Annotated in this window: 14 protein-coding genes; 4 read left to right on the top strand and 10 right to left on the bottom strand. The window is 69.8% G+C overall.

The annotated features are described in order from the left end of the window. The first annotated feature begins 5 nt into the window (after positions 1-5). Together AC3WQR_RS08775 and AC3WQR_RS08770 are read left to right on the top strand one after the other, a co-directional pair. Entirely contained in the window at positions 6-809 is an 804-nt protein-coding gene (locus tag AC3WQR_RS08775; RefSeq protein WP_492741768.1) for a MinD/ParA family ATP-binding protein, read from the top strand. Between the two features lie 25 nt (positions 810-834). After that, positions 835-1569: an RNA polymerase sigma factor FliA gene (locus tag AC3WQR_RS08770; RefSeq protein WP_139704662.1), complete on the top strand. Its 735-nt coding sequence runs from the start codon at positions 835-837 to the stop codon at positions 1567-1569. 6 nt (positions 1570-1575) lie between these two features. Here AC3WQR_RS08770 and AC3WQR_RS08765 read toward each other — a convergent pair whose 3' ends face one another. From AC3WQR_RS08765 to AC3WQR_RS08745, 5 genes are read right to left on the bottom strand one after another with little or no spacing between them, the layout of a single operon-like run. Continuing rightward, entirely contained in the window at positions 1576-2439 is an 864-nt protein-coding gene (locus tag AC3WQR_RS08765; RefSeq protein ID WP_070061575.1) for an isocitrate lyase/PEP mutase family protein, read from the bottom strand. A 29-nt stretch (positions 2440-2468) separates the two neighbouring features. Beyond that, positions 2469-3659 carry a 2-methylaconitate cis-trans isomerase PrpF gene (gene prpF / locus AC3WQR_RS08760; RefSeq protein ID WP_492741767.1) on the bottom strand — a complete coding sequence of 397 codons (1191 nt, stop codon included), beginning with the start codon at positions 3657-3659 and terminating at the stop codon, positions 2469-2471. A 2-nt stretch (positions 3660-3661) separates the two neighbouring features. Continuing rightward, positions 3662-6256, bottom strand: a complete 2595-nt coding sequence (acnD, locus tag AC3WQR_RS08755) for a Fe/S-dependent 2-methylisocitrate dehydratase AcnD (protein WP_492741766.1) — start codon at positions 6254-6256, stop codon at positions 3662-3664. A 60-nt stretch (positions 6257-6316) separates the two neighbouring features. Then, a complete protein-coding gene (prpC, locus tag AC3WQR_RS08750) occupies positions 6317-7474 on the bottom strand; it encodes a bifunctional 2-methylcitrate synthase/citrate synthase (protein ID WP_492741765.1) in 1158 nt (385 codons plus the stop codon). Next, positions 7471-7881, bottom strand: coding sequence for an acyl-CoA thioesterase (locus tag AC3WQR_RS08745; RefSeq protein ID WP_492741764.1), 411 nt, complete (start codon positions 7879-7881; stop codon positions 7471-7473). The genes prpC and AC3WQR_RS08745 overlap by 4 nt, the downstream gene beginning before the upstream one ends. A 120-nt stretch (positions 7882-8001) precedes the next feature. Here AC3WQR_RS08745 and AC3WQR_RS08740 point away from each other — a divergent pair, with 120 nt between their 5' ends. Then, positions 8002-9429 carry a short-chain fatty acyl-CoA regulator family protein gene (locus AC3WQR_RS08740; protein ID WP_492741763.1) on the top strand — a complete coding sequence of 476 codons (1428 nt, stop codon included), beginning with the start codon at positions 8002-8004 and terminating at the stop codon, positions 9427-9429. Between the two features lie 12 nt (positions 9430-9441). Here the strand turns inward: AC3WQR_RS08740 and AC3WQR_RS08735 are convergent, their stop codons facing one another. The 4 genes from AC3WQR_RS08735 to AC3WQR_RS08720 form a co-directional block, all read right to left on the bottom strand. Next, a complete protein-coding gene (locus AC3WQR_RS08735; RefSeq protein WP_492741762.1) occupies positions 9442-10899 on the bottom strand; it encodes an efflux transporter outer membrane subunit in 1458 nt (485 codons plus the stop codon). Then, positions 10899-14063 carry an efflux RND transporter permease subunit gene (locus AC3WQR_RS08730; protein WP_492741761.1) on the bottom strand — a complete coding sequence of 1055 codons (3165 nt, stop codon included), beginning with the start codon at positions 14061-14063 and terminating at the stop codon, positions 10899-10901. Before AC3WQR_RS08730 ends, AC3WQR_RS08735 begins: the two co-directional genes overlap by 1 nt. A 9-nt stretch (positions 14064-14072) precedes the next feature. Then, positions 14073-15308, bottom strand: a complete 1236-nt coding sequence (locus AC3WQR_RS08725; protein ID WP_139706413.1) for an efflux RND transporter periplasmic adaptor subunit — start codon at positions 15306-15308, stop codon at positions 14073-14075. A 206-nt stretch (positions 15309-15514) separates the two neighbouring features. Further along, positions 15515-16465, bottom strand: a complete 951-nt coding sequence (locus AC3WQR_RS08720) for a LysR substrate-binding domain-containing protein (RefSeq protein WP_492741760.1) — start codon at positions 16463-16465, stop codon at positions 15515-15517. A 182-nt stretch (positions 16466-16647) separates the two neighbouring features. Between AC3WQR_RS08720 and AC3WQR_RS08715 the strand changes: the two genes are divergently transcribed. Continuing rightward, positions 16648-18015 carry an amidohydrolase gene (locus AC3WQR_RS08715; RefSeq protein WP_492741759.1) on the top strand — a complete coding sequence of 456 codons (1368 nt, stop codon included), beginning with the start codon at positions 16648-16650 and terminating at the stop codon, positions 18013-18015. Here the strand turns inward: AC3WQR_RS08715 and AC3WQR_RS08710 are convergent. After that, complete coding sequence (locus AC3WQR_RS08710; RefSeq protein ID WP_492741758.1) at positions 17991-18932, bottom strand: LysR family transcriptional regulator; 942 nt, start codon at positions 18930-18932, stop codon at positions 17991-17993. The genes AC3WQR_RS08715 and AC3WQR_RS08710 overlap by 25 nt on opposite strands. Between the last annotated feature and the right edge of the window lie 144 nt (positions 18933-19076).

Here is a 19076-nt window from a genome sequence, read left to right as displayed (position 1 = left end):
AGGTCATGAGCGCACGCGTCACGGACCAGGCCGACGGGCTGCGTCGGCTGCTCGGGCAGGCGTCGGTGCGCGTCGTCGCCGTCGCGGGCATGGGCCCCGGCGCGGGCGCGACCACGGCCGCGATGAGCCTGGGCGCGGCGCTGGCGCAGCAGGGCAAGGACGTGCTGCTGCTTGATGAGCATCACACCAAGGTGCGCTCGGTGTGCGATGTGTGGGCGCTGGGCCCACGCGGAACGCTGGCCGATGTGGCGAGTCGGCGGTTGCGCATCGACCAGGCCGCTGCGAGCGCGGTGTGCGGCGTGCAGGTGCTGCCCGCATCGCCTGGCGCGACCATCGACCCGCGCACGCTGTGGCCGCGCGGCATCGTGCTCGTCGATGCGGCCTTCGACGACGAAGGCTGCCTGTCGCCGCTGGCGCAGGGCGCCGACGAACTGCTGCTCGTGCTGCAGCCGCACCCGGCGGCCATCACCTCGGCCTACGCGGGCATCAAGCGCCTGCACCGTGCGCATGCGCTGAAGCAGCTGCGCTTTCTGCTCAACGGCGTGGCCGATGCGGGCACCGCGCAGCAGGTCATGCACAACCTCGCACAGGCCGCCAGCCGCTACCTCGCGCTGTCGCTGCTGCCCGTGGGCTGGGTGCGCACCGACCCGTGGCTGGCTGATGCGGCCCGGCTGCGCCAGACCGTGGTCGAGGCCTTTCCGGCCAGCGCGGCGGCGGTCGATTTCCGCGCCATCGCCGACGACATGGGCCGCTGGACCTGGCGCACGCCCGCGCGGCCGGCCGTGTTCCCGCAGGCGCTCGCGGCCTGAGGCACGACCACGAGGACGGACGGCCGTGTACACCGCACAGGGCACCATCGAGAAATCGCATCTGCTGGAACAGCACCAGCCGCTGGTGCGTCGCATCGCGCTGCAGATGATGGCGCGGCTGCCGGCCAGCGTGGAGCTGGACGACCTGATCCAGGCCGGCATGCTCGGCCTGCTCGATGCGTCGAGCCGCTACCAGGACCACCGCGGCGCGCAGTTCGAGACCTTCGTCAGCCAGCGCATCCGCGGCGCCATGCTCGACGAGCTGCGCGCCAGCGACTGGGGGTCGCGCGGGCTGCGCCAGTCGGCGCGCGGCATCGAGAAAGCGATCCAGGCACTGGGCCACCGGCTGGGTCGCGCGCCCACCGAAGGCGAGATCGCGAAGGAGCTGAAGGTCGACCTGGAGACCTACCAGTCGATGCTGCAGGACATCCAGGGCTGCCAGCTGCTGTACGTGGAAGACTTCGCCAAGGGCGACCCCGACAACCCCTTTCTCGACCTGCATGCGCAAGAGGCGCGCAAGGGGCGCGGCGACTTCGACGACCCGCTGGCGCGCCTGCTCGAAAGCGGCTTTCGCCACCAGCTGGTGGACGCCATTGGCGCGCTGCCCGAGCGCGACCAGCTGCTGCTCAAGCTCTACTACGAGGAAGAGCTGAACCTGCGCGAGATCGGCGCGGTGCTCGAGGTGAGCCAGTCGCGCGTGTGCCAGCTGCACGGCCAAGCGGTGAGCCGGCTGCGTGCGAAGCTGAAGGACTCTTTGTAGAGAACCTCAGCTGGCGTAGCGTGCATCCAGCGCATCGAGCTCGGGCTTGCGCACCAGCCGCTGCCGCTCGGCGAAGGGCGCGACCAGCGCCGGGTCTTCGTCCATGCGCCGTGTGTCGCGCAGCACCGTGAGCGCCTTCTGCATGCCGGCCAGCGCGCCCTGCAGCGCGGCGTTGGCGTACAGCACGATGCCGTAGCCGAGGCCGCCGAGTTCCTCGGCGCCGAAGATCGGCGTCTTGCCACCGATCACCATGTTCATGAGTTGCGGCTTGTGCAGGCGCTGCGGCAGCGCGCGGATTTCGTCGGCCGTGGTGACGGCCTCGACGAACAGGATGTCGGCGCCGGCCTCGCTGAACTTCTGCGCGCGCTCGATCGCGGCCTCGAAACCCAGCGTCGCCGCCGCGTCGGTGCGGGCCATGATGAGCAGGTCGGGGTCGGTGCGGGCATCGACGGCGGCCTTGATCTTGTTGACGGCTTCCTCGGTGGAGATCACCTCCTTGCCCGAGAAATGGCCGCAGCGCTTGGGCGCGACCTGGTCCTCGAACTGGATGCAGTCGGCGCCCGCGCGCTCCAGCACGCGTACCGTGTGGCGCACGTTCAGCGCGTTGCCGAAGCCGGTGTCGGCATCGACGATCAGCGGCAGGTTCACGGCGTCGCGGATGCGCGCCGTGTGGTCGGCGATCTCGTGCAGGCCCATGAAGCCCTGGTCGGGCAGGCCGAACCACATGTTGGTGACGCCCGCGCCGGTGACGTAAATCGCTTCGAAGCCCAGGTCTTCGATGACACGCGCCGACAGCGCGTTGAAGGCGCCCGGCACCAGCACGCCGCGGCGGGCCTCGGCGAGGGAACGGAGGGTCTTGCGAGTCGACATCGGGATTTCCTGTGAATGGATCTGAAAGCTCAAAGGGTGTCGCCGGGCACACGCACCCAGCCTTCCATCAAGACGCGGGCGCTGCGGCTCATGACCGCCTTGGTCACTTGCCACTCGCCCTCGACCTGCTGCGCCTGCGCGCCCACGCGCAAGGTGCCCGAGGGGTGGCCGAAGCGCACGGCCTCGCGCGCGCCGCCGCCGGCCGCGAGGTTCACCAGCGTGCCGGGAATGGCAGCGGCCGTGCCGATGGCCACCGCCGCCGTGCCCATCATGGCGTGGTGCAGCTTGCCCATCGACAGCGCGCGCACGAGCAGGTCGATGTCGCCGGCCGCCACGGCCTTGCCGCTCGAGGCGGTGTAGCCCGCGGGCTTGGCCACGAAGGCGACCTTGGGCGTGTGCTGGCGGCTGGCCGCTTCGTCGAGCGTGCGGATGAGGCCCATGCGCAGCGCACCGTGCGCACGGATGGCTTCGAAGCGGGCGAGCGCGGCGGCGTCGCCGTTGATCGCGTCCTGCAGCTCGGTGCCCGTGCAGCCGAGCGCCTCGGCGTTCACGAAGACGGTGGGGATGCCGGCGTTGATCATCGTGGCCTGCAGCGTGCCGAGGCCGGGCACCTCGAGGTGGTCGACGAGGTTGCCGGTCGGGAACATCGCGCCGCCTGCGCCGTCTTCTTCGGCGGCGGGGTCCATGAATTCGAGCTGCACCTCGGCCGCGGGAAAGGTCACGCCGTCGAGTTCGAAGTCGCCGGTCTCTTGCACCACGCCGCCGGCCATCGGCACGTGCGCGACGATGGTTTTGCCGATGTTGGCCTGCCAGATGCGCACGACGGCCACGCCGTCGCGCGGCACGCGTGCCGCATCGATGAGGCCGTTGCTGATCGCGAACGGTCCGACGGCCGACGAGAGGTTGCCGCAGTTGCCGCTCCAGTCCACGAAGGGGCGGTCGATCGACACCTGGCCGAACAGGTAGTCCACGTCGTGGCCCGGCCGTTCGCTCTTCGAGAGGATCACGGTCTTGCTCGTGCTCGACGTCGCGGCGCCCATGCCGTCGATCTGCTTGCCGTAGGGGTCGGGGCTGCCGATCACGCGCAGCAGCAGCGCATCGCGCGCGTGGCCCGGCACCCGCGCGGCCTCGGGCAGGTCCTGCAGGCGGAAGAACACGCCCTTGCTGGTGCCGCCGCGCATGTAGGTGGCGGCAATCTTGATCTGTGCTTGGTGCGGCATCGTCAGTCGGCTTTCGTGGCGGCGAGGAAGTCCTGCGCGAAGCGCTGCAGCACCCCGCCGGCTTCGTAGATGGAGACCTCTTCGGCGGTGTCGAGGCGGCAGGTCATGGGCACGTCGAGCCGTTCGCCATTGCGGCGGTGAACGACCAGCACAAGGTCGGCGCGCGGGGTGCGCTCGCCGGTCACATCGTAGGTCTCGGTGCCGTCCAGGCCCAGCGTGAGGCGATTCGTGCCCGGCTTGAATTCGAGCGGCAGCACGCCCATGCCGATCAGGTTGGTGCGGTGAATGCGCTCGAAGCCTTCGGCCGCGATCGCTTCCACGCCGGCCAGCCGCACGCCCTTGGCGGCCCAGTCGCGCGACGAGCCCTGGCCGTAGTCGGCGCCGGCCACGATGATCAGCGGCTGCTTGCGCAGCATGTAGGTCTCGATGGCCTCCCACATGCGCATCACCTCGCCCTCGGGCTCCACGCGCGCCAGCGATCCGGCGCGCACCGTGCCGTCGGTCTTGCGCACCATCTCGTTCTTCAGCGTGGGGTTGGCGAAGGTGGCGCGCTGCGCCGTGAGGTGGTCGCCGCGGTGGGTGGCGTAGGAGTTGAAGTCGTCCTCCGGCAGGCCCATGCGGTGCAGGTACTGGCCGGCCGCGCTGTCCAGCAGGATCGCGTTCGACGGCGAGAGGTGGTCGGTCGTGATGTTGTCCGGAAGGATCGCCAGCGGGCGCATGCCCTTCAGCGTGCGCTCGCCCGCCAGCGCGCCTTCCCAGTACGGCGGGCGGCGGATGTAGGTGGAGGCGGGGCGCCAGTCGTACAGCGGCGCCACCTGCTCGCCCGTGTCGGGCTGGATCGCGAACATCGGCTCGTACACCTGGCGGAAGTGCGCGGGCTTCACGCTGGCCTTGACGATGGCGTCGATCTCTTCGTCGCTGGGCCAGAGGTCCTTGAGGCGGATCTCCTTGCCGTCGACGACGGTGAGCACGTCCTTCTCGATGTCGAAGCGCACCGTGCCTGCGATGGCGTAGGCCACCACCAGCGGCGGCGAAGCGAGGAAGGCCTGCTTCGCATACGGGTGGATGCGCCCGTCGAAGTTGCGGTTGCCCGAAAGCACGGCCGTGGCGTACAGGTCGCGATCGACGATCTCCTGCTGGATGGCCGGGTCGAGCGCGCCCGACATGCCGTTGCACGAGGTGCAGGCATAGGCGACCACGCCGAAGCCCAGCTGTTCGAGCTCGCGCATCAGGCCCGCATCTTCCAGGTACAGCGTGACCGCTTTCGAACCGGGTGCGAGCGAGGTCTTGACCCACGGCTTGCGCGCGAGGCCCATGCGGTTGGCGTTGCGCGCGAGCAGGCCCGCGGCGATCACGTTGCGCGGGTTGCTGGTGTTGGTGCAGCTGGTGATGGCCGCGATGATCACCGCGCCGTCGGGCATCTGGCCGGGCACGTCGTCCCACGGGGCGGCGATGCCGCGCGCCGCGAGGTCGGCGGTGGCCACGCGCGCATGCGGGTTCGAGGGGCCGGCCATGTTGCGCACGACCGTCGAGAGGTCGAACTGCAGCACGCGCTCGTACACGACCTCGGCGAGCGTGTCGGCCCACAGGCCCGCCTGCTTCGCATAGACCTCGACCAGGCGCACCTGCTCGTCGGCGCGGCCCGTGAGACGCAGGTAGTCGAGCGTCTGCGTGTCGATGGCGAACATCGCGGCGGTGGCGCCGTACTCGGGCGCCATGTTGGAGATGGTCGCGCGGTCGCCCAGCGTGAGGCTGGCGGCGCCTTCGCCGTGGAACTCCAGGTACGCACCCACCACCTTCGCCGCGCGCAGGAACTCGGTGAGCGCCAGCACGACGTCGGTGGCCGTGATGCCCGGTTGCGGCCGGCCCGCGAGGCGCACGCCGACGATGTCGGGCAGCCGCATCCACGAGGCGCGGCCCAGCATCACGTTCTCGGCCTCGAGCCCGCCTACGCCGACGGCGACGACGCCCAGCGCATCGACGTGCGGCGTGTGGCTGTCGGTGCCCACCAGCGTGTCGGGGTAGGCCATGCCGTCCTGCGCATGCACGACGGGCGACATCCGCTCCAGGTTGATCTGGTGCATGATCCCGTTCCCCGGCGGGATCACCTCCATGTTGCGGAAGGCCCGCTTCGTCCATTCGATGAAGTGAAAGCGGTCTTCGTTGCGCCGGTCCTCGATGGCGCGGTTCTTCGCGAAGGCGTCGGGGTCGAAGCCGCCGCACTCCACGGCCAGCGAATGGTCGACGATGAGCTGCACCGGCACCACGGGGTTCACCTGCGACGGGTCGCCGCCCTGTTCTGCAATGGCGTCGCGCAGGCCGGCCAGGTCGACCAGCGCGGTCTGGCCGAGGATGTCGTGGCAGACCACGCGCGCGGGAAACCACGGAAAGTCATGGTCGCGCCGACGCTCGATGAGCTGCGTGAGGCTTTGCACGAGGATCGCCGGGTCGCAGCGGCGCACGAGGTTCTCGGCATGCACGCGCGCGGTGTAGGGCATCGGGGCCCAGGCGCCGGCCTGGATGGCTTCGACGGCTTCGCGCGCATCGAAGTAGTCCAGCGCGGTGCCGGGAAGGTTCTTGCGGTAGTCGGTGTTCATGGGGCGCTTGTCGCTCGGCACCCGCGCGCAGGCACGGGTGCTTTTCTTCTTCTCGTGTTTTTACTTCCGATCCTGGATCGGCGCGAACTTCAGGTCTTCGGGGCCCGTGTAGTTGGCGCTGGGCCGGATGATCTTGTTGTCGATGCGCTGCTCGATGATGTGCGCCGCCCAGCCCGAGGTGCGCGCAATGACGAACAGCGGCGTGAACATGGCGGTGGGCACGCCCATCATGTGATAGCTCACGGCGCTGAACCAGTCGAGGTTGGGGAACATCTGCTTCACCTCCCACATCACGGCCTCGAGCCGCTCGGCGATGTCGAACATCTTGGTCGAGCCGGCCTCCTGCGACAGCGTGCGCGCCACGCCCTTGATGACCACGTTGCGCGGGTCGCTCACGGTGTAGACCGGGTGGCCGAAGCCGATCACGACCTCCTTGGCGGCGACGCGGCGGCGGATGTCGGCCTCGGCCTCGTCGGGTGCGTCGTAGCGCTTCTGGATCTCGAAGGCCACCTCGTTCGCGCCGCCGTGCTTGGGGCCGCGCAGCGCGCCGATGGCGCCGGTGATGGCCGAGTACACATCGGAGCCCGTGCCCGCGACCACGCGCGCCGTGAAGGTGGAGGCGTTGAACTCGTGCTCGGCATAGAGGTTGAGCGAGGTGTGCATCGCGCGCTCCCACTGCGCGCTCGGCTTGCGCCCGTGCAGCAGGTGCAGGAAGTGCGCGCCGATGGAGTCGTCGTCGGTTTCCACTTCGATGCGCCGGCCCTGTGTCGACCAGTGGTACCAGTACAGCAGCATCGAGCCGAGCGAGGCCATGAGGCGGTCGGCGATGTCGCGCGCGCCGGGCAGGTTGTGGTCTTCCTTCTCGGGCAGCAGGCAGCCCAGCGACGAGACGCCGGTGCGCATCACGTCCATCGGGTGCGCGCTGGCGGGCAGCTGCTCCAGCGCCTCCTTCAGGCTCGCGGGCAGGCCGCGCATGGCCTTGAGCTTGGCTTTGTAGGCGCGCAGTTCGGCGGCCGTGGGCAGCTTGCCGTGCACCAGCAGGTGCGCGATTTCCTCGAACTCGCAGACCTCGGCGATGTCCAGGATGTCGTAGCCGCGGTAGTGCAGGTCGTTGCCGGTGCGGCCCACGGTGCACAGCGCCGTGTTGCCGGCGGTCACGCCCGACAGGGCGACGGATTTCTTGGGCTTGAAGCCGGTGGGGGTGGCGATGTCGTTCATGCGGGTTCCTTGTCTGTGGGCACGGGGTGCAGGTAGGCGTTGCGCAGGCGCGTCGGACGGCCGCGGCCATCGACGGCCACCATCTCGAACAGGCCCTTCAGCGACGGGCGGGCTTCGCCGTCGGGCGGCTCGGCCGCGCCGGTGACGCAGACCGTGAGCGAGCTGCGCCCGGCGCGCGTCACCCAGGCCCGCAGGCGCAGCACATGGCCGACGGGCACGGGCGCCAAGAACTGCGCGTCGCCCAGGCTGGCCATCACCACGTCGGATTTCGCGAAGGCGCGCGCGGCGAGGAACGCGGCCTTGGACATCAGCAGCAGGGCGTTGCCGCCGAACAGCGTGCCGTAGTGGTTGGCGTGCTCGGGGAACACGATGTCGGTCAGCTCGATGGCGGCGGATCGGTTTGTCATGCTTCGCAATTTACGCAATCGAACGCCCATAATGAAGGCCTGAATTGGCGAATCATTGCGAATGAAGACGGCTGATTTTGCAAATATTGCGAATATCGCAAAGACCCACGAGGTGACCCGATGAGCAAGACCTTCATGGGCGTGCGCCTGCGCACGCTGCGCGCCGAACGCGGCCTCACGCAGGTGGCGCTGGCCCAGATGCTGGGCCTGTCGCCGAGCTACCTGAACCAGATCGAGCAGAACCAGCGCCCGCTCACCGTGGCGGTGCTGCTGCGCATCAGCAAGACGCTCGGTGTCGACGTGCAGCAGTTCTCCGAGGACGAAGAGGCGCGGCTCGTGGCCCGCATGCGCGAGGCGCTGGCGGACAACCCCGGCGGCGAGGCCGTGGCGCTGCCCGAGCTGCGCGAGGTGGCGTCGCAGATGCCGGCCGTGGCGCGCGCGCTGCTCGCCTTGCACCGCCGCCACCAGGAGGCGCAGGAGCGGCTGGAGCTCATGGCCGCCGAACTCGGCGACGGGCGCGGCGACATCTCGCGCAGCCGGCCCATGCCTTTCGAGGTGGTGCGCGACTTCTTCTTTGCCCACCAGAACCATTTCGACCCGCTCGACACCGCCGCCGAATCGCTCGCCGCCGAGGCTCGCGCGCAGGGCGGACCGCTCGCCGAATGGCTCCAGCAGCGGCTTCTTTCGGCCCACGGCGTGCGCGTGGTGCCGGGCGACGAAGCGGAGGGCGCGCTCGACAGCCAGCGCCGCTACGACCCGGCCCGCCGCGTGCTGCGCCTGTCGGCCGGCCTGGAACCGGGCCAGCAGGCCTTCCAGCTGGCCACGCAGCTCGCGCTGCTGGAGCAGGCCGCGCTCATCGAGTCGCTGGTCGTGCAGGCCGATTTCGGCGACGCCCCGGCCCACGCCCTCGCGCGCATCGGGCTGGCCAACTACTTCGCGGCCGCCGTGCTGTTGCCCTACGGCCCGTTCCTGCAGGCGGCCGAAGCGCTGCGCTACGACATCGATCTGCTCGCGCGCCAGTTCGGCGTGGGCTTCGAAACCGTGTGCCACCGTCTGAGCAGCCTGCAGCGCCCGGGCGCGTCGGGCGTGCCCTTCTTCTTCATCCGCGTGGACCGGGCCGGCAACATCTCCAAGCGGCAGTCGGCCACGCACTTTCACTTCTCCAAGACCGGCGGCACCTGTCCGCTGTGGAACGTGTACGAGGCCTTCGCGCAGCCCGGGCGCGTGCTGCCGCAGCTGGCGCGCATGCCCGACGGCCGCGCCTACCTGTGGATCGCGCGCACCGTGTCGCACGGCCAGCGCGGCTTCGGCTCACCGAGCAAGACCTTCTCGATCGGCCTGGGCTGCGACATCCGCCACGCCCCGCGCCTGGTCTACGCCAAGGGCCTGGACCTGAAGGACCCCGACGTGCCTACGCCCATCGGCATGGGCTGCAAGGTGTGCGAGCGCGTGGCCTGCCCGCAGCGGGCGTTCCCGTTCATCGGGCGGCCGCTGGATGTGAACGAGAACGAAAGCAGGTTCACGCCGTATGCGGTGGCGGGGGCGTAGGGCGGTGGTGCGTCAGTCGCCTTGCGCGGGTTGTTGTGCGCCGGACGCCTCGCTCCACCCACCCCCCAGCGCCTTGTAGATCGCCAGCCGGTTCGTCTGCTCCGTGAGTTGCAAGCCGATGAGCGTCTGCTGCGCCGCATAGTCGCTGCGCTGCGCGTCCAGCACGTCGAGGTAGTTGGCGGCGCCGCTCTTGAAGAGCGACTGCGAGAGCTCGAAGCTGCGCGCGGTGGCGGCGCGCAGCGAGCGCTGTGCATCGAGGCGTTCGGCCAGCGTGCGGCGTTCGGCCAGGGCGTCGGCCACTTCGCGGAAGGCGGTCTGCACGGCCTTCTCGTAGGTGGCGATCTGGATCTTCTGCTGGGCCTGCGCCACCTGCAGGTTGGCGCGGTTGGCGCCGCCGTCGAAGATCGGCACGCTGATCGACGGCGCGAAGCTCCAGGCCTTGCTGCCGCTCGTGAACAGGCCCGAGAGCGTGCTGCTCGCGGTGCCGGCCGAGGTGGTGAGCGCGATGCGCGGGAAGAAGGCCGCGCGCGCCGCGCCGATGTCGGCGTTGCTCGCGCGCAGTGCGTGCTCGGCGGCGCGCACGTCGGGCCGCTGCTGCAGCACGCTCGACGACAGGCCGGCCGGCGGTACGAGCAGCTGCGCGACGTCGGCGGTCGTCGCGGCACTTGGCAACAACTCGGGCGGCGGCGTGGCGCCGACCAGCAGCGCGAGCGCGTTGCGGTCCTGCTCGACCTGGCTGTCGAAGGCCGCGGCGTCGGCGCGCGCGGCATCGACGGTGCTCTGCGCCTGCGCCAGCGCCAGGCCCGACTGCGCGCCGAGCGCATGGCTGCGCTGCACCAGCTCGAAGGACTTGCGCTGGCTCTCGAGCGTGCCGCGCGCGAGCTGCAGGCGCTGTTCGTCGGCGGCCAGCTGCAGCCAGGCCGTGGCGACGGAGGCCACGAGGCTGATCTGCGTGCTGCGCTGCGTCTCCTCGGTCTGGAAGTAGCCCTGCAGCGCCGATTCGCCGAGGTTGCGCACGCGCCCGAACAGGTCGAGTTCGTAGGCCGTCATGCCGAGGTTGGCGCTGTACTGCGAGGCGATGCGCGATTCGCCGCTGGTCGACAGGCTGCCCGGCGTGCGCGAGCGCGTGCCGGCGGCGCCCGCGTTGACGGTGGGGAACAGGTCGGCCCGCGCGATGCCGTACTGGGCGCGCGCACGCTCGATGTTGAGCGCCGCCACGCGCAGGTCGCGGTTGTTGGCGAGCGCGAGTTCGATCACGCCCTGCAGCTGCTTGTCGACGAAGAAGTCGCGCCAGCCGATGTCCAGGGGTGTGGTCGTCGTGACGCCGGCCGAGGGCAGGGCCGATGGCACGGGCGAGGCGGGCGTTTCATACGCGGGCGCGAGGTTGACGCAGCCCGCGAGCACGGCCGAGGCCAGGGCGGCGCAGGCCAGTGCGCGCAGGGGACGGCGGGGCAGGGTGGTGCGCTTCATCACTGGGCTCCCTGTTCTGCGGGCAAGGCATCCGGCGGCGTTTCGGCCGGCTTGCGGCGGCCTTCCAGCCAGCCGCGGATCATCGCGAAGAACAGCGGCACGAAGAAGATGCCCAGCGCGGTGCCGACCACCATGCCGCCCAGCACCGCGGTGCCGATCGATTGGCGACCGCCCGCACCTGCACCCGTGCCGATGGCCAGCGGCAGCACGCCGAAGCCGAAGGCCAGCGAGGTCATGAGGATGGGCCGCAGCCGCAGCCGCACGGCCTCCAGCGTGGCCTCGATCACGCCCTTGCCCTGCTCCTGCAGCTGCTTGGCGAACTCGACGATCAGGATCGCGTTCTTCGACGACAGCCCCACGGTGGTCAGCAGGCCGACCTGGAAGTACACGTCGTTGCTCAGGCCGCGCAGGCTGGTGAACAGCAGTGCACCCACGATGCCCAGCGGCACCACCAGGATCACCGAGAACGGCACCGACCAGCTCTCGTACAGGGCCGCGAGGCACAGGAACACGAAGAGGATCGAGATGGCGTACAGCACCGGCGCTTGCGCGCCCGACAGGCGTTCCTGGAACGAGGCGCCGGTCCATTCGTAGCCGATGCCGGCGGGCATCTGCTTCATCACTTCGTCGACGGCGGCCATGGCGTCGCCCGAGCTCACGCCCGGTGCGGCATCGCCGACAAACTCGTAGCTCGGGCTGCCGTTGTAGCGCTGCAGCTGCGGCGAGCCATAGGTCCAGCGCGAGCTCGAGAAAGCCGGGAACGGCACCATCTGGCCCAGGCTGTTGCGCACGCTCCAGCGGTCGATGTCGGTGGGCAGCATGCGGAAGGCCGTGTCGCCCTGCATGTACACGCGCTTGACGCGGCCGTTGTCCAGGAAGTCGTTGATGTAGGTGCCGCCCATCGCGCTCGACAGGGTGCTGTCGATGTCGGACGTGGCCAGGCTGGCCGCGCCGGCGCGCGCGTCGTCGATGTCCACCGCGAACTGCGGCGTGTCGTCCAGGTTGTTGCTGCGCACGTTCGCCACCTCGGGGCGCTTGGAGAGCAGGTCGATGAGCTGGTCGCGCGCCTTCACCAGCGCGTCGTGGCCCAGCCCGTTGATGTCCTTCAGGTGGAAGTTGAAGCCCGCGTTGGCGCCGAGCCCGCGCACCGCCGGCGGCAGCAGCACGAAGATGCGCGCGTCGCGGATGGTCGACAGCTCCTTGTTGGCGCGCCGCGCGAGTTCGGCGGCCGACTGGCCGGCGCCTTCGCGCTCGGCCCAGTCTTTCAGCTTCACGAAGGCGCGCGCCGAACTCTGGTCGCCGTTCTGCCCGGTGATCACGTTCACGCTCACCACCTCGGGCTGCTTCGTGAAGTAGTCCTGCATCTGCGCGACCACCGGCTGCAGCCGCGCATCCGACGCGCCCGGCGGCAGCGTCACCTGCACCTGCAGGAAGGCCTGGTCTTCGTCGGGCAGGAAGGAGGTGGGCAGGCGCATGAACAGCAGCGCCATCACGGCCGCGATCAGCAGGTACACCACCAGGCTGCGCTTGCCGCGCCGCACGATGCCGCCGACGATGCCCTGGTAGCGGTCGGCGCCCTGGTCGAAGCGGCGGTTGAAGCCCGCGAAGAAGCGGTCGACCGCGCCCAGCACGCCCTTGCGCGGGGCCGCGTGGCCGCCCTTGGCGACGGGCTTGAGCAGCGTGGCGCACAGCGCCGGCGTGAGCGTGAGCGCCACGAACACCGACAGCGCCATGGCAGAGACGATGGTGATCGAGAACTGGCGGTAGATCACGCCGGTCGAGCCGCCGAAGAAGGCCATCGGGATGAACACGGCCGACAGCACCAGCGCGATGCCCACCAGCGCGGGCGTGATCTCGGCCATCGACTTGCGCGTGGCCTCCTTGGGCGACAGGCCCTCTTCGTGCATCACGCGCTCGACGTTCTCCACCACCACGATGGCGTCGTCCACCAGCAGGCCGATGGCCAGCACCATGCCGAACATGGTGAGCGTGTTGATCGAGTAGCCCGCCACGGAAAGCACGCCGAAGGTACCCAGCAGCACCACCGGCACGGCAATGGCAGGGATCAGCGTGGCGCGGAAGTTCTGCAAAAAGATGTACATCACCAGCACGACCAGCACCATGGCCTCGGCCAGCGCCTTCACCACCTCGTCGATCGACGCGCTCACGAAGGGCGTGGTGTCGTAGCTCACGAAGGTCTGCATCTGGTTGGGAAAGAGCGGCTGCAGCTCGGCCACCTTGGCCTTCACGGCCTCGGCCACCTGCACCGCGTTGGCGCCGTCGGCCAGCACGATGCCCATGCCGGCGCCCGGGCGACCGCCGAGCACCGAGCGCACCGTGAGGTTCTCGGCGCCCAGTTCCACGCGGGCCACGTCGCGCAGGCGCACCACGGCGCCGTCGGGCGTGGCGCGCAGCACCACGTTCTCGAACTCCTCGACCGTCTTCAGCTTGCTGCGCGCCGTGATGGTGGCGTTGAGCTGCTGCTGCGCACCAGCCGGCAGCGCGCCGAGCTGGCCGGCCGAGACCTGCGCGTTCTGCGCGGTGATGGCGTTGCCCACGTCGGAGGGCATGAGCGCGTACTTGCGCAGCTTGTCGGGGTCCAGCCACAGGCGCATGGCGTAGCCGGTGCCCAGCGTCTGCACCTCGCCTACGCCGTCGACGCGGCTGATGACGTCGACCAGGTTGCTGCTGATGTAGTCGCCCACGTCCACCGCCGAGGCGCTGCCGTCGCCGGAGAACATCGAGACGATCAGCAGGAAATCGTTGCCGCCCTTGGTGACGGTGACGCCGCGGCTTTGCACCTGCTGCGGCAGGCGCGACATGGCCTGCTGCAGCTTGTTCTGCACCTGCATCTGGGCCACGTCGATGTTGGTGCCCGCGTTGAAGGTGAGCGACAGGCGCGCCACGCCCGACGAGTTGCTGGTCGACTGCATGTACAGCAGGTTGTCCAGCCCCTTCATCTGCTGCTCGATGACCTGGGTGACGGAGTCTTCCACCGTCTTGGCCGAGGCGCCGGTGTAGGTGGCGTTGATGGACACGCGCGGCGGCGCGATGTCGGGGTACTGCTCGAGAGGCAGCGTGCGGATGGCCATCAGGCCGGCGAGCATGACGACGATGGAAAGCACCCACGCGAAGATGGGGCGGTCGATGAAGAACTGGGCCATGGCGGGGCCTCAGCGCGCGACGGTGGCGGAAGCGGCCGACGTGGTGTCAGGCGTGGCGCTCGCGACGGAGGTGCCGGCCGGCTTCGCGCCGAGGTCGACCGTGCGCACCTTGTCGCCTACCTTCACGCGCTGCGAGCCTTCCATGAGCACGCGGTCGCCCGCGGCCAGGCCGTCGATGACTTGCCAGCGCGTGCCGATGGCGCGGCCGATGCGGATGGGCCGCTTCTGGACCTTGTCTTCGGCGTCGATCACCAGCGTGGAGGCGCTGCCGTCGGGCGCGCGCGTGACGGCCTGCTGCGGCACCAGCAGCGCGGCGTCGTTCACGCCTTCCTGCAGCACGGCGCGCACGTACATGCCGGGCATCAGCAGCTTGTCGGGGTTGGGCACCACGGCGCGCAGCGTGACGCTGCCGGTGCCGGCATCGACCGTCACGCCGCTGAAGGTGAGGCGCCCGGCGTGCGGGTAGGGGCTGCCGTCTTCCAGCAGCAGCTGGATGCGCGCCTCGGCCTCGCTGGCGCGCTGCAGCCGGCCGCTGGCCAGCTCGCGCTTCAGGCGCAGCAGCTCGCTGCTCGATTGCGTGACGTGCACGTGGATCGGGTCGAGCTGCTGCACGGTGGTCATGGCCGCCGCCTGGTTGGCTGTGACCAGCGCGCCCGGCGTGACGGTGGACAGCTCGGCCCAGCCAGTGATGGGCGAGGTGATGCGCGTGTAGCCCAGCTGGATGCGCGCGGTCTGCTCGGCGGCGCGGGCCACGCCGAGGTCGGCCTCGGCCTGCTGCTCGGCGGCTTGCGTTTCGTCGAACACCTGGCGGCTGATGGCGTCGATCTTCACCAGCTCGGCATTGCGCTTGGCCACGGTGCGGGCCGTGGCCAGGGCCGACTCGGCCTTGCGCACGCTGGCCTGCGCGCTGGCGTGGGCGGCCTGCAGCGAGGCCGGGTCGAGCTGGTAGAGCACCTGGCCGGCCTTGACCTGCGAGCCTTCGGTGAAGAGCCGCTCCTTGAGGATGCCGCCGACCTGCGGGCGGATCTCGGCGATCACCGGGGCCGCGGTGCGACCGGGCAGCTCGGTGCTCAGGGCCAGCACCTCGGACTTGAGCGTGACGATGCCGACTTCTTTTGCCGGGGCGTTGGCCGCCTTGGCCGCGCCGGGGGCCTCCACATTGGTGCGCGAGCACCCCGCGAGGGCGGCGGCGATGCACAGGGCCGTGAGGAGCGGGGCGGAGCGGGAGGCGAAGTGGACGGGCATGGACAGGCAGAAGTAACGAAAGCCAAAGATGGAGCGGGCTCGCGCCGTCGAGTTCAATGCCGCGGCGCGGGGGCGGCGAACTTTACAGAGCGGAAACCGTGCCATGTCCCGAGGGGACTGGCGGGTGGCGTCGAGTGTGCGGCCCCACAGTTAAGCGGGTGTGAAGCGGGGCATTGCCCGCATGAAAAACCCGCCTGAAGCGTTCTCTATGGCTTCTTCTTCGCCTGCGCGACCAGGAAATCGACCAGCAGCTGCAGCGGTCCGACCGCGTTGTCGGTGCGGTAGAGGATGCCCAGCGGCGCGATGGGCGCGTTCATGCGCAGCGGCAGCTCGGCCACGGCCGAGCGGTCGAGCTGGTCGAGCACGGTGCGCGGCACCGGCACCACCACGTCGGGCTGCGAGAGCAGGGCGCGCACCAGCTGCGGCGTGAGCACCTGGATGGCGTGCGGGCGCGGCACGATCCGCTCGGCGGCCCAGGCCGCTTCCATCACCTGGCGCACCGCGAAGTGCGCGGGCGGCAGCACCCAGCGCGAATCGGCGAGGTCGCGCAGCCGCAGGCGCTTGCGCTGCACGGCCGGGTGGCCGATGCCGGCGATGACCACCACCTCGTCGCTGCGCAGCGGCACGAAGCGGTGGGCATCGGGCACGCGCGCCGGCTGGCGCAGCAGCACGGCGTCGAAGGCGCCCGCGCGCAGGCCGATCGTGAGCCGCTCGATGTTGCCTTCCTCGATGAACAGGCGCAGCTTGGGGTGCTTGGCATGCAGCAGGTTCAGCGCGGGCTGCAGCACGCTGGCGATGGCCGCCTCGATGGCGCCGATGCGCAGCGCGCGCGTCTCCTGCGCGGCCAGCGCCGCGAGGCCGTCGCTGGCCACCTGCATGGCGTCGATCACCATGCGCGCGTGCAGCGCCAGCAGGCGCCCGGCCTCGGTGATGCGCATGCCGCGCGCGTGGCGCTCGAACAGCGGCGTGTCGAGCAGGCCCTCGACCTCCTGCAGCATCTGCGTGGCCGCCGGCTGGCTGATGTGGATCGCCTCGGCCGCGCGGCGCAGGTGCGAGTGCGCGGCCAGCGCGTCGATGAGCTTCAGGTGGCGCAGGCGCAGGCGCGCGAGCAGCCGCTCGTGCAGCACGGAGGAGGGCGTAGGTGTGTCGGCGGCCATCGATAGGCAATCATTATCAGTCGATGCAAAAGCGATTGGACGCCAATCGGTGGCCTTCCTACGCTCACGGGGTCGGGCGGCAGACAAGGGCGCATCGGCTGCCGGCCCGACGGGGCCGTGCGGACGAAGGGCTCCCGCCCGGCGGGTCCTTCCCTTTCTTGCTTTTCTGACAACACATCACCATGTCCCACCGATTCCGTCCGGCCGCGCGCCTGTGCCTGCCCATCGTCCTTGCCGTCTCGTCCCTGTGCGCCTCGGCGCAGGAGGCACCTGCGGCTGCTGCCACATCGCCCGCACTGGCCGCCGCCGTGCCGCTGTACCCGCTGATCGCCGAGCGCTCCAAGGCCATCGAGCAGAAGGTGATCGACTGGCGCCGCGACATCCACCAGCACCCCGAGCTGGGCAACCAGGAAAAGCGCACCGCCGCACTGGTCGCGGCCCACCTGAAGGCGCTGGGCTACGAGGTGCGCGAAGGCGTGGCCGTGACCGGCGTGGTCGCCACGCTGCGCGGCGGCAAGCCCGGCCCGGTGGTGGCACTGCGCGCCGACATGGACGCGTTGCCCGTGAAGGAACAGGTCGACGTGCCCTTCGCCTCCAAGGCGCGTGCCCAGTGGGGCTTTGCCACGGTCGACGTCATGCACGCTTGCGGGCACGACGGCCACGTGGCGATCCTCATGGGCGTGGCCGAGGTGCTGGCCTCGATGAAGGCGCAGCTGCCCGGCACCGTGAAGCTGATCTTCCAGCCGGCCGAGGAGAAGCTGCCCAATGCCGAGATCGGCGGCGCGCGCCGCATGCTGGCCGAAGGCGCCTTCGACGCGCCCAAGCCCGACGCGGTGTTCGGTCTGCACCTGGTCTCGGCCCTGAACACCGGGCAGATCGGCTACAAGAGCGGCCCCATCACAGCGAGTTCGGACACCTTCAAGGTCAGCGTGAAGGGTCGCCAGACGCACGGCTCGCAGCCCTGGAGCGGGGTCGACCCGATCGTGCTGGGCTCGCAGATCGTGCTGGGCTTCCAGACCATCGCGAGCCGCCAGGTCAACGTGACCAAGGAGCCCTCGGTGCTCAGCGTGGGCACCTTCAACGCGGGCACGCGCTACAACATCATTCCCGACAGCGTGGAGATGAGCGGCACGCTGCGCACCTACGACGACGAGATGCGCCAGTTCATCATCAAGCGCATGGGCGAGACCGCCTCGCACATCGCGCAAAGCGGCGGCGGCACCGCCGAGGTCCGCGTCGAGGCCGACGGCTACGCCCCCACCGTGAACGACCCGGCCCTGACCGCGAAGATGGTGCCCAGCCTGCAGCGCGTGCCCGGCGCCACGCCGATCGTGATCCCCAAGGGCACGGGCGGCGAAGACTTCTCGTTCTTCGCGCAGAAGGCCCCCGGCCTGTTCGTGATGATCGGCGCCACGCCGCCCGGCCGCGACGCGAACAAGGCCGAGCCCAACCACTCGCCGCGCTTCTTCGTCGACGAGGCCAGCCTGCTGGTGGGCGTGCGCACGCTGACGCAGCTGACGGTGGACTACATGGCGGGCGCGCAGCGCTGACCTGAGCGAATCGGCTGCTCCAGCGCATCCGAAAGCGGAAACAGGTGCTGCGCGATGAAGTCCACGAACACACGGATCTTGGGCGACAGCTGCCGGCTCGACGGCCACAGCACGTGAAAGATCATGTGTTCGCGGTTGTGGTCGTCCAGCACCGTGACCAGGCGGCCCTGTTCCAATTGCTGGCGCACGGCGATCTCCGGCACGCAGGCAATGCCCAGCCCCTGCTCGGCAAAGCAGACCTGCGGATCGAGCGTGTTGGTCACCATGCTGGCCGGCAGGTCGACAGGGGGCGAGCCGGCCGCGAGGCCCAACGGCCACACGTCCAGCTTGCCGGTGCTGGGAAAGCGATAGAGCAGGCAGGCGTGGCTTGCCAGGTCTTGCGGTTCGCGCGGCACGCCGGCCCGGCGAAAGTAGGCCGGCGCACCGACGATCACCTTGCGGCACGAGCCGATGCGGCGCGCCATCAACCGTGAATCGCTGGGCTCGCCGGTGCGGATGACCGCGTCGAAGCCTTCCTCGATGACGTCCACCAGCCGGTCGGCGTAGTCGATGTCCAGTTCGATGTCGGGGTAGAGCCGCTTGAACGCCGCCAGCTTGGGCATGAACAGCGTGCCCACCGACGGCAGGCTGATGCGCAGCTTGCCGCGCGGTGCGCTCTGTGTCTGCAGCAGTTCCGCTTCGGCCGATTCCACCTCGCAAAGGATGCGCCGGCAGCGCTCCAGGAACAGCGCGCCTTCCGGCGTCAGGTGGACGGTGCGCGTGGAGCGATGGAACAGCCGCACGCCCAGCCGTTCTTCGAGCCGCACGATGGCCTTGCTGACGGCCGAGGCCGAGATGCCCAACTGCTGCCCCGCGGCCGTGAAGCTGCGCGTTTCGCCGGCGCGAACGAAGACGTTCAGCGAACCCAGGTTTTCCATGGAGCGACTTTGATTGATGACTGGAGAGTCATATGTATTTGAAACTTTAGCCCATTTTTCATTGATGCATTCCCGCCCACACTGCGGTGAACGCCAACGCGGGCCACCCGGCCAACGCGGGCACAGACGATGGAAAACAACTGA

It is taken from the genome of Variovorax sp. FW305-3-2-15-B-LB1 (assembly GCF_058787635.1).
Note: the sequence above shows the minus strand (reverse complement) of the source record. Positions and strands in the feature narration are given on the sequence as shown.

What these genes read in the sequence shown, in the direction of transcription:
- AC3WQR_RS08745 (WP_492741764.1), bottom strand. Translation starts at nt 7,881, where the DNA reads ATGACAAACCGATCCGCCGCCATCGAGCTGACCGACATCGTGTTCCCC.
- prpC (WP_492741765.1), bottom strand. Translation starts at nt 7,474, where the DNA reads ATGAACGACATCGCCACCCCCACCGGCTTCAAGCCCAAGAAATCCGTC.
- acnD (WP_492741766.1), bottom strand. Translation starts at nt 6,256, where the DNA reads ATGAACACCGACTACCGCAAGAACCTTCCCGGCACCGCGCTGGACTAC.
- AC3WQR_RS08730 (WP_492741761.1), bottom strand. Translation starts at nt 14,063, where the DNA reads ATGGCCCAGTTCTTCATCGACCGCCCCATCTTCGCGTGGGTGCTTTCC.
- prpF (WP_492741767.1), bottom strand. Translation starts at nt 3,659, where the DNA reads ATGCCGCACCAAGCACAGATCAAGATTGCCGCCACCTACATGCGCGGC.
- AC3WQR_RS08775 (WP_492741768.1), top strand. Translation starts at nt 6, where the DNA reads ATGAGCGCACGCGTCACGGACCAGGCCGACGGGCTGCGTCGGCTGCTC.
- AC3WQR_RS08710 (WP_492741758.1), bottom strand. Translation starts at nt 18,932, where the DNA reads ATGGAAAACCTGGGTTCGCTGAACGTCTTCGTTCGCGCCGGCGAAACG.
- AC3WQR_RS08720 (WP_492741760.1), bottom strand. Translation starts at nt 16,465, where the DNA reads ATGGCCGCCGACACACCTACGCCCTCCTCCGTGCTGCACGAGCGGCTG.
- AC3WQR_RS08735 (WP_492741762.1), bottom strand. Translation starts at nt 10,899, where the DNA reads ATGAAGCGCACCACCCTGCCCCGCCGTCCCCTGCGCGCACTGGCCTGC.
- AC3WQR_RS08765 (WP_070061575.1), bottom strand. Translation starts at nt 2,439, where the DNA reads ATGTCGACTCGCAAGACCCTCCGTTCCCTCGCCGAGGCCCGCCGCGGC.
- AC3WQR_RS08740 (WP_492741763.1), top strand. Translation starts at nt 8,002, where the DNA reads ATGAGCAAGACCTTCATGGGCGTGCGCCTGCGCACGCTGCGCGCCGAA.
- AC3WQR_RS08715 (WP_492741759.1), top strand. Translation starts at nt 16,648, where the DNA reads ATGTCCCACCGATTCCGTCCGGCCGCGCGCCTGTGCCTGCCCATCGTC.
- AC3WQR_RS08725 (WP_139706413.1), bottom strand. Translation starts at nt 15,308, where the DNA reads ATGCCCGTCCACTTCGCCTCCCGCTCCGCCCCGCTCCTCACGGCCCTG.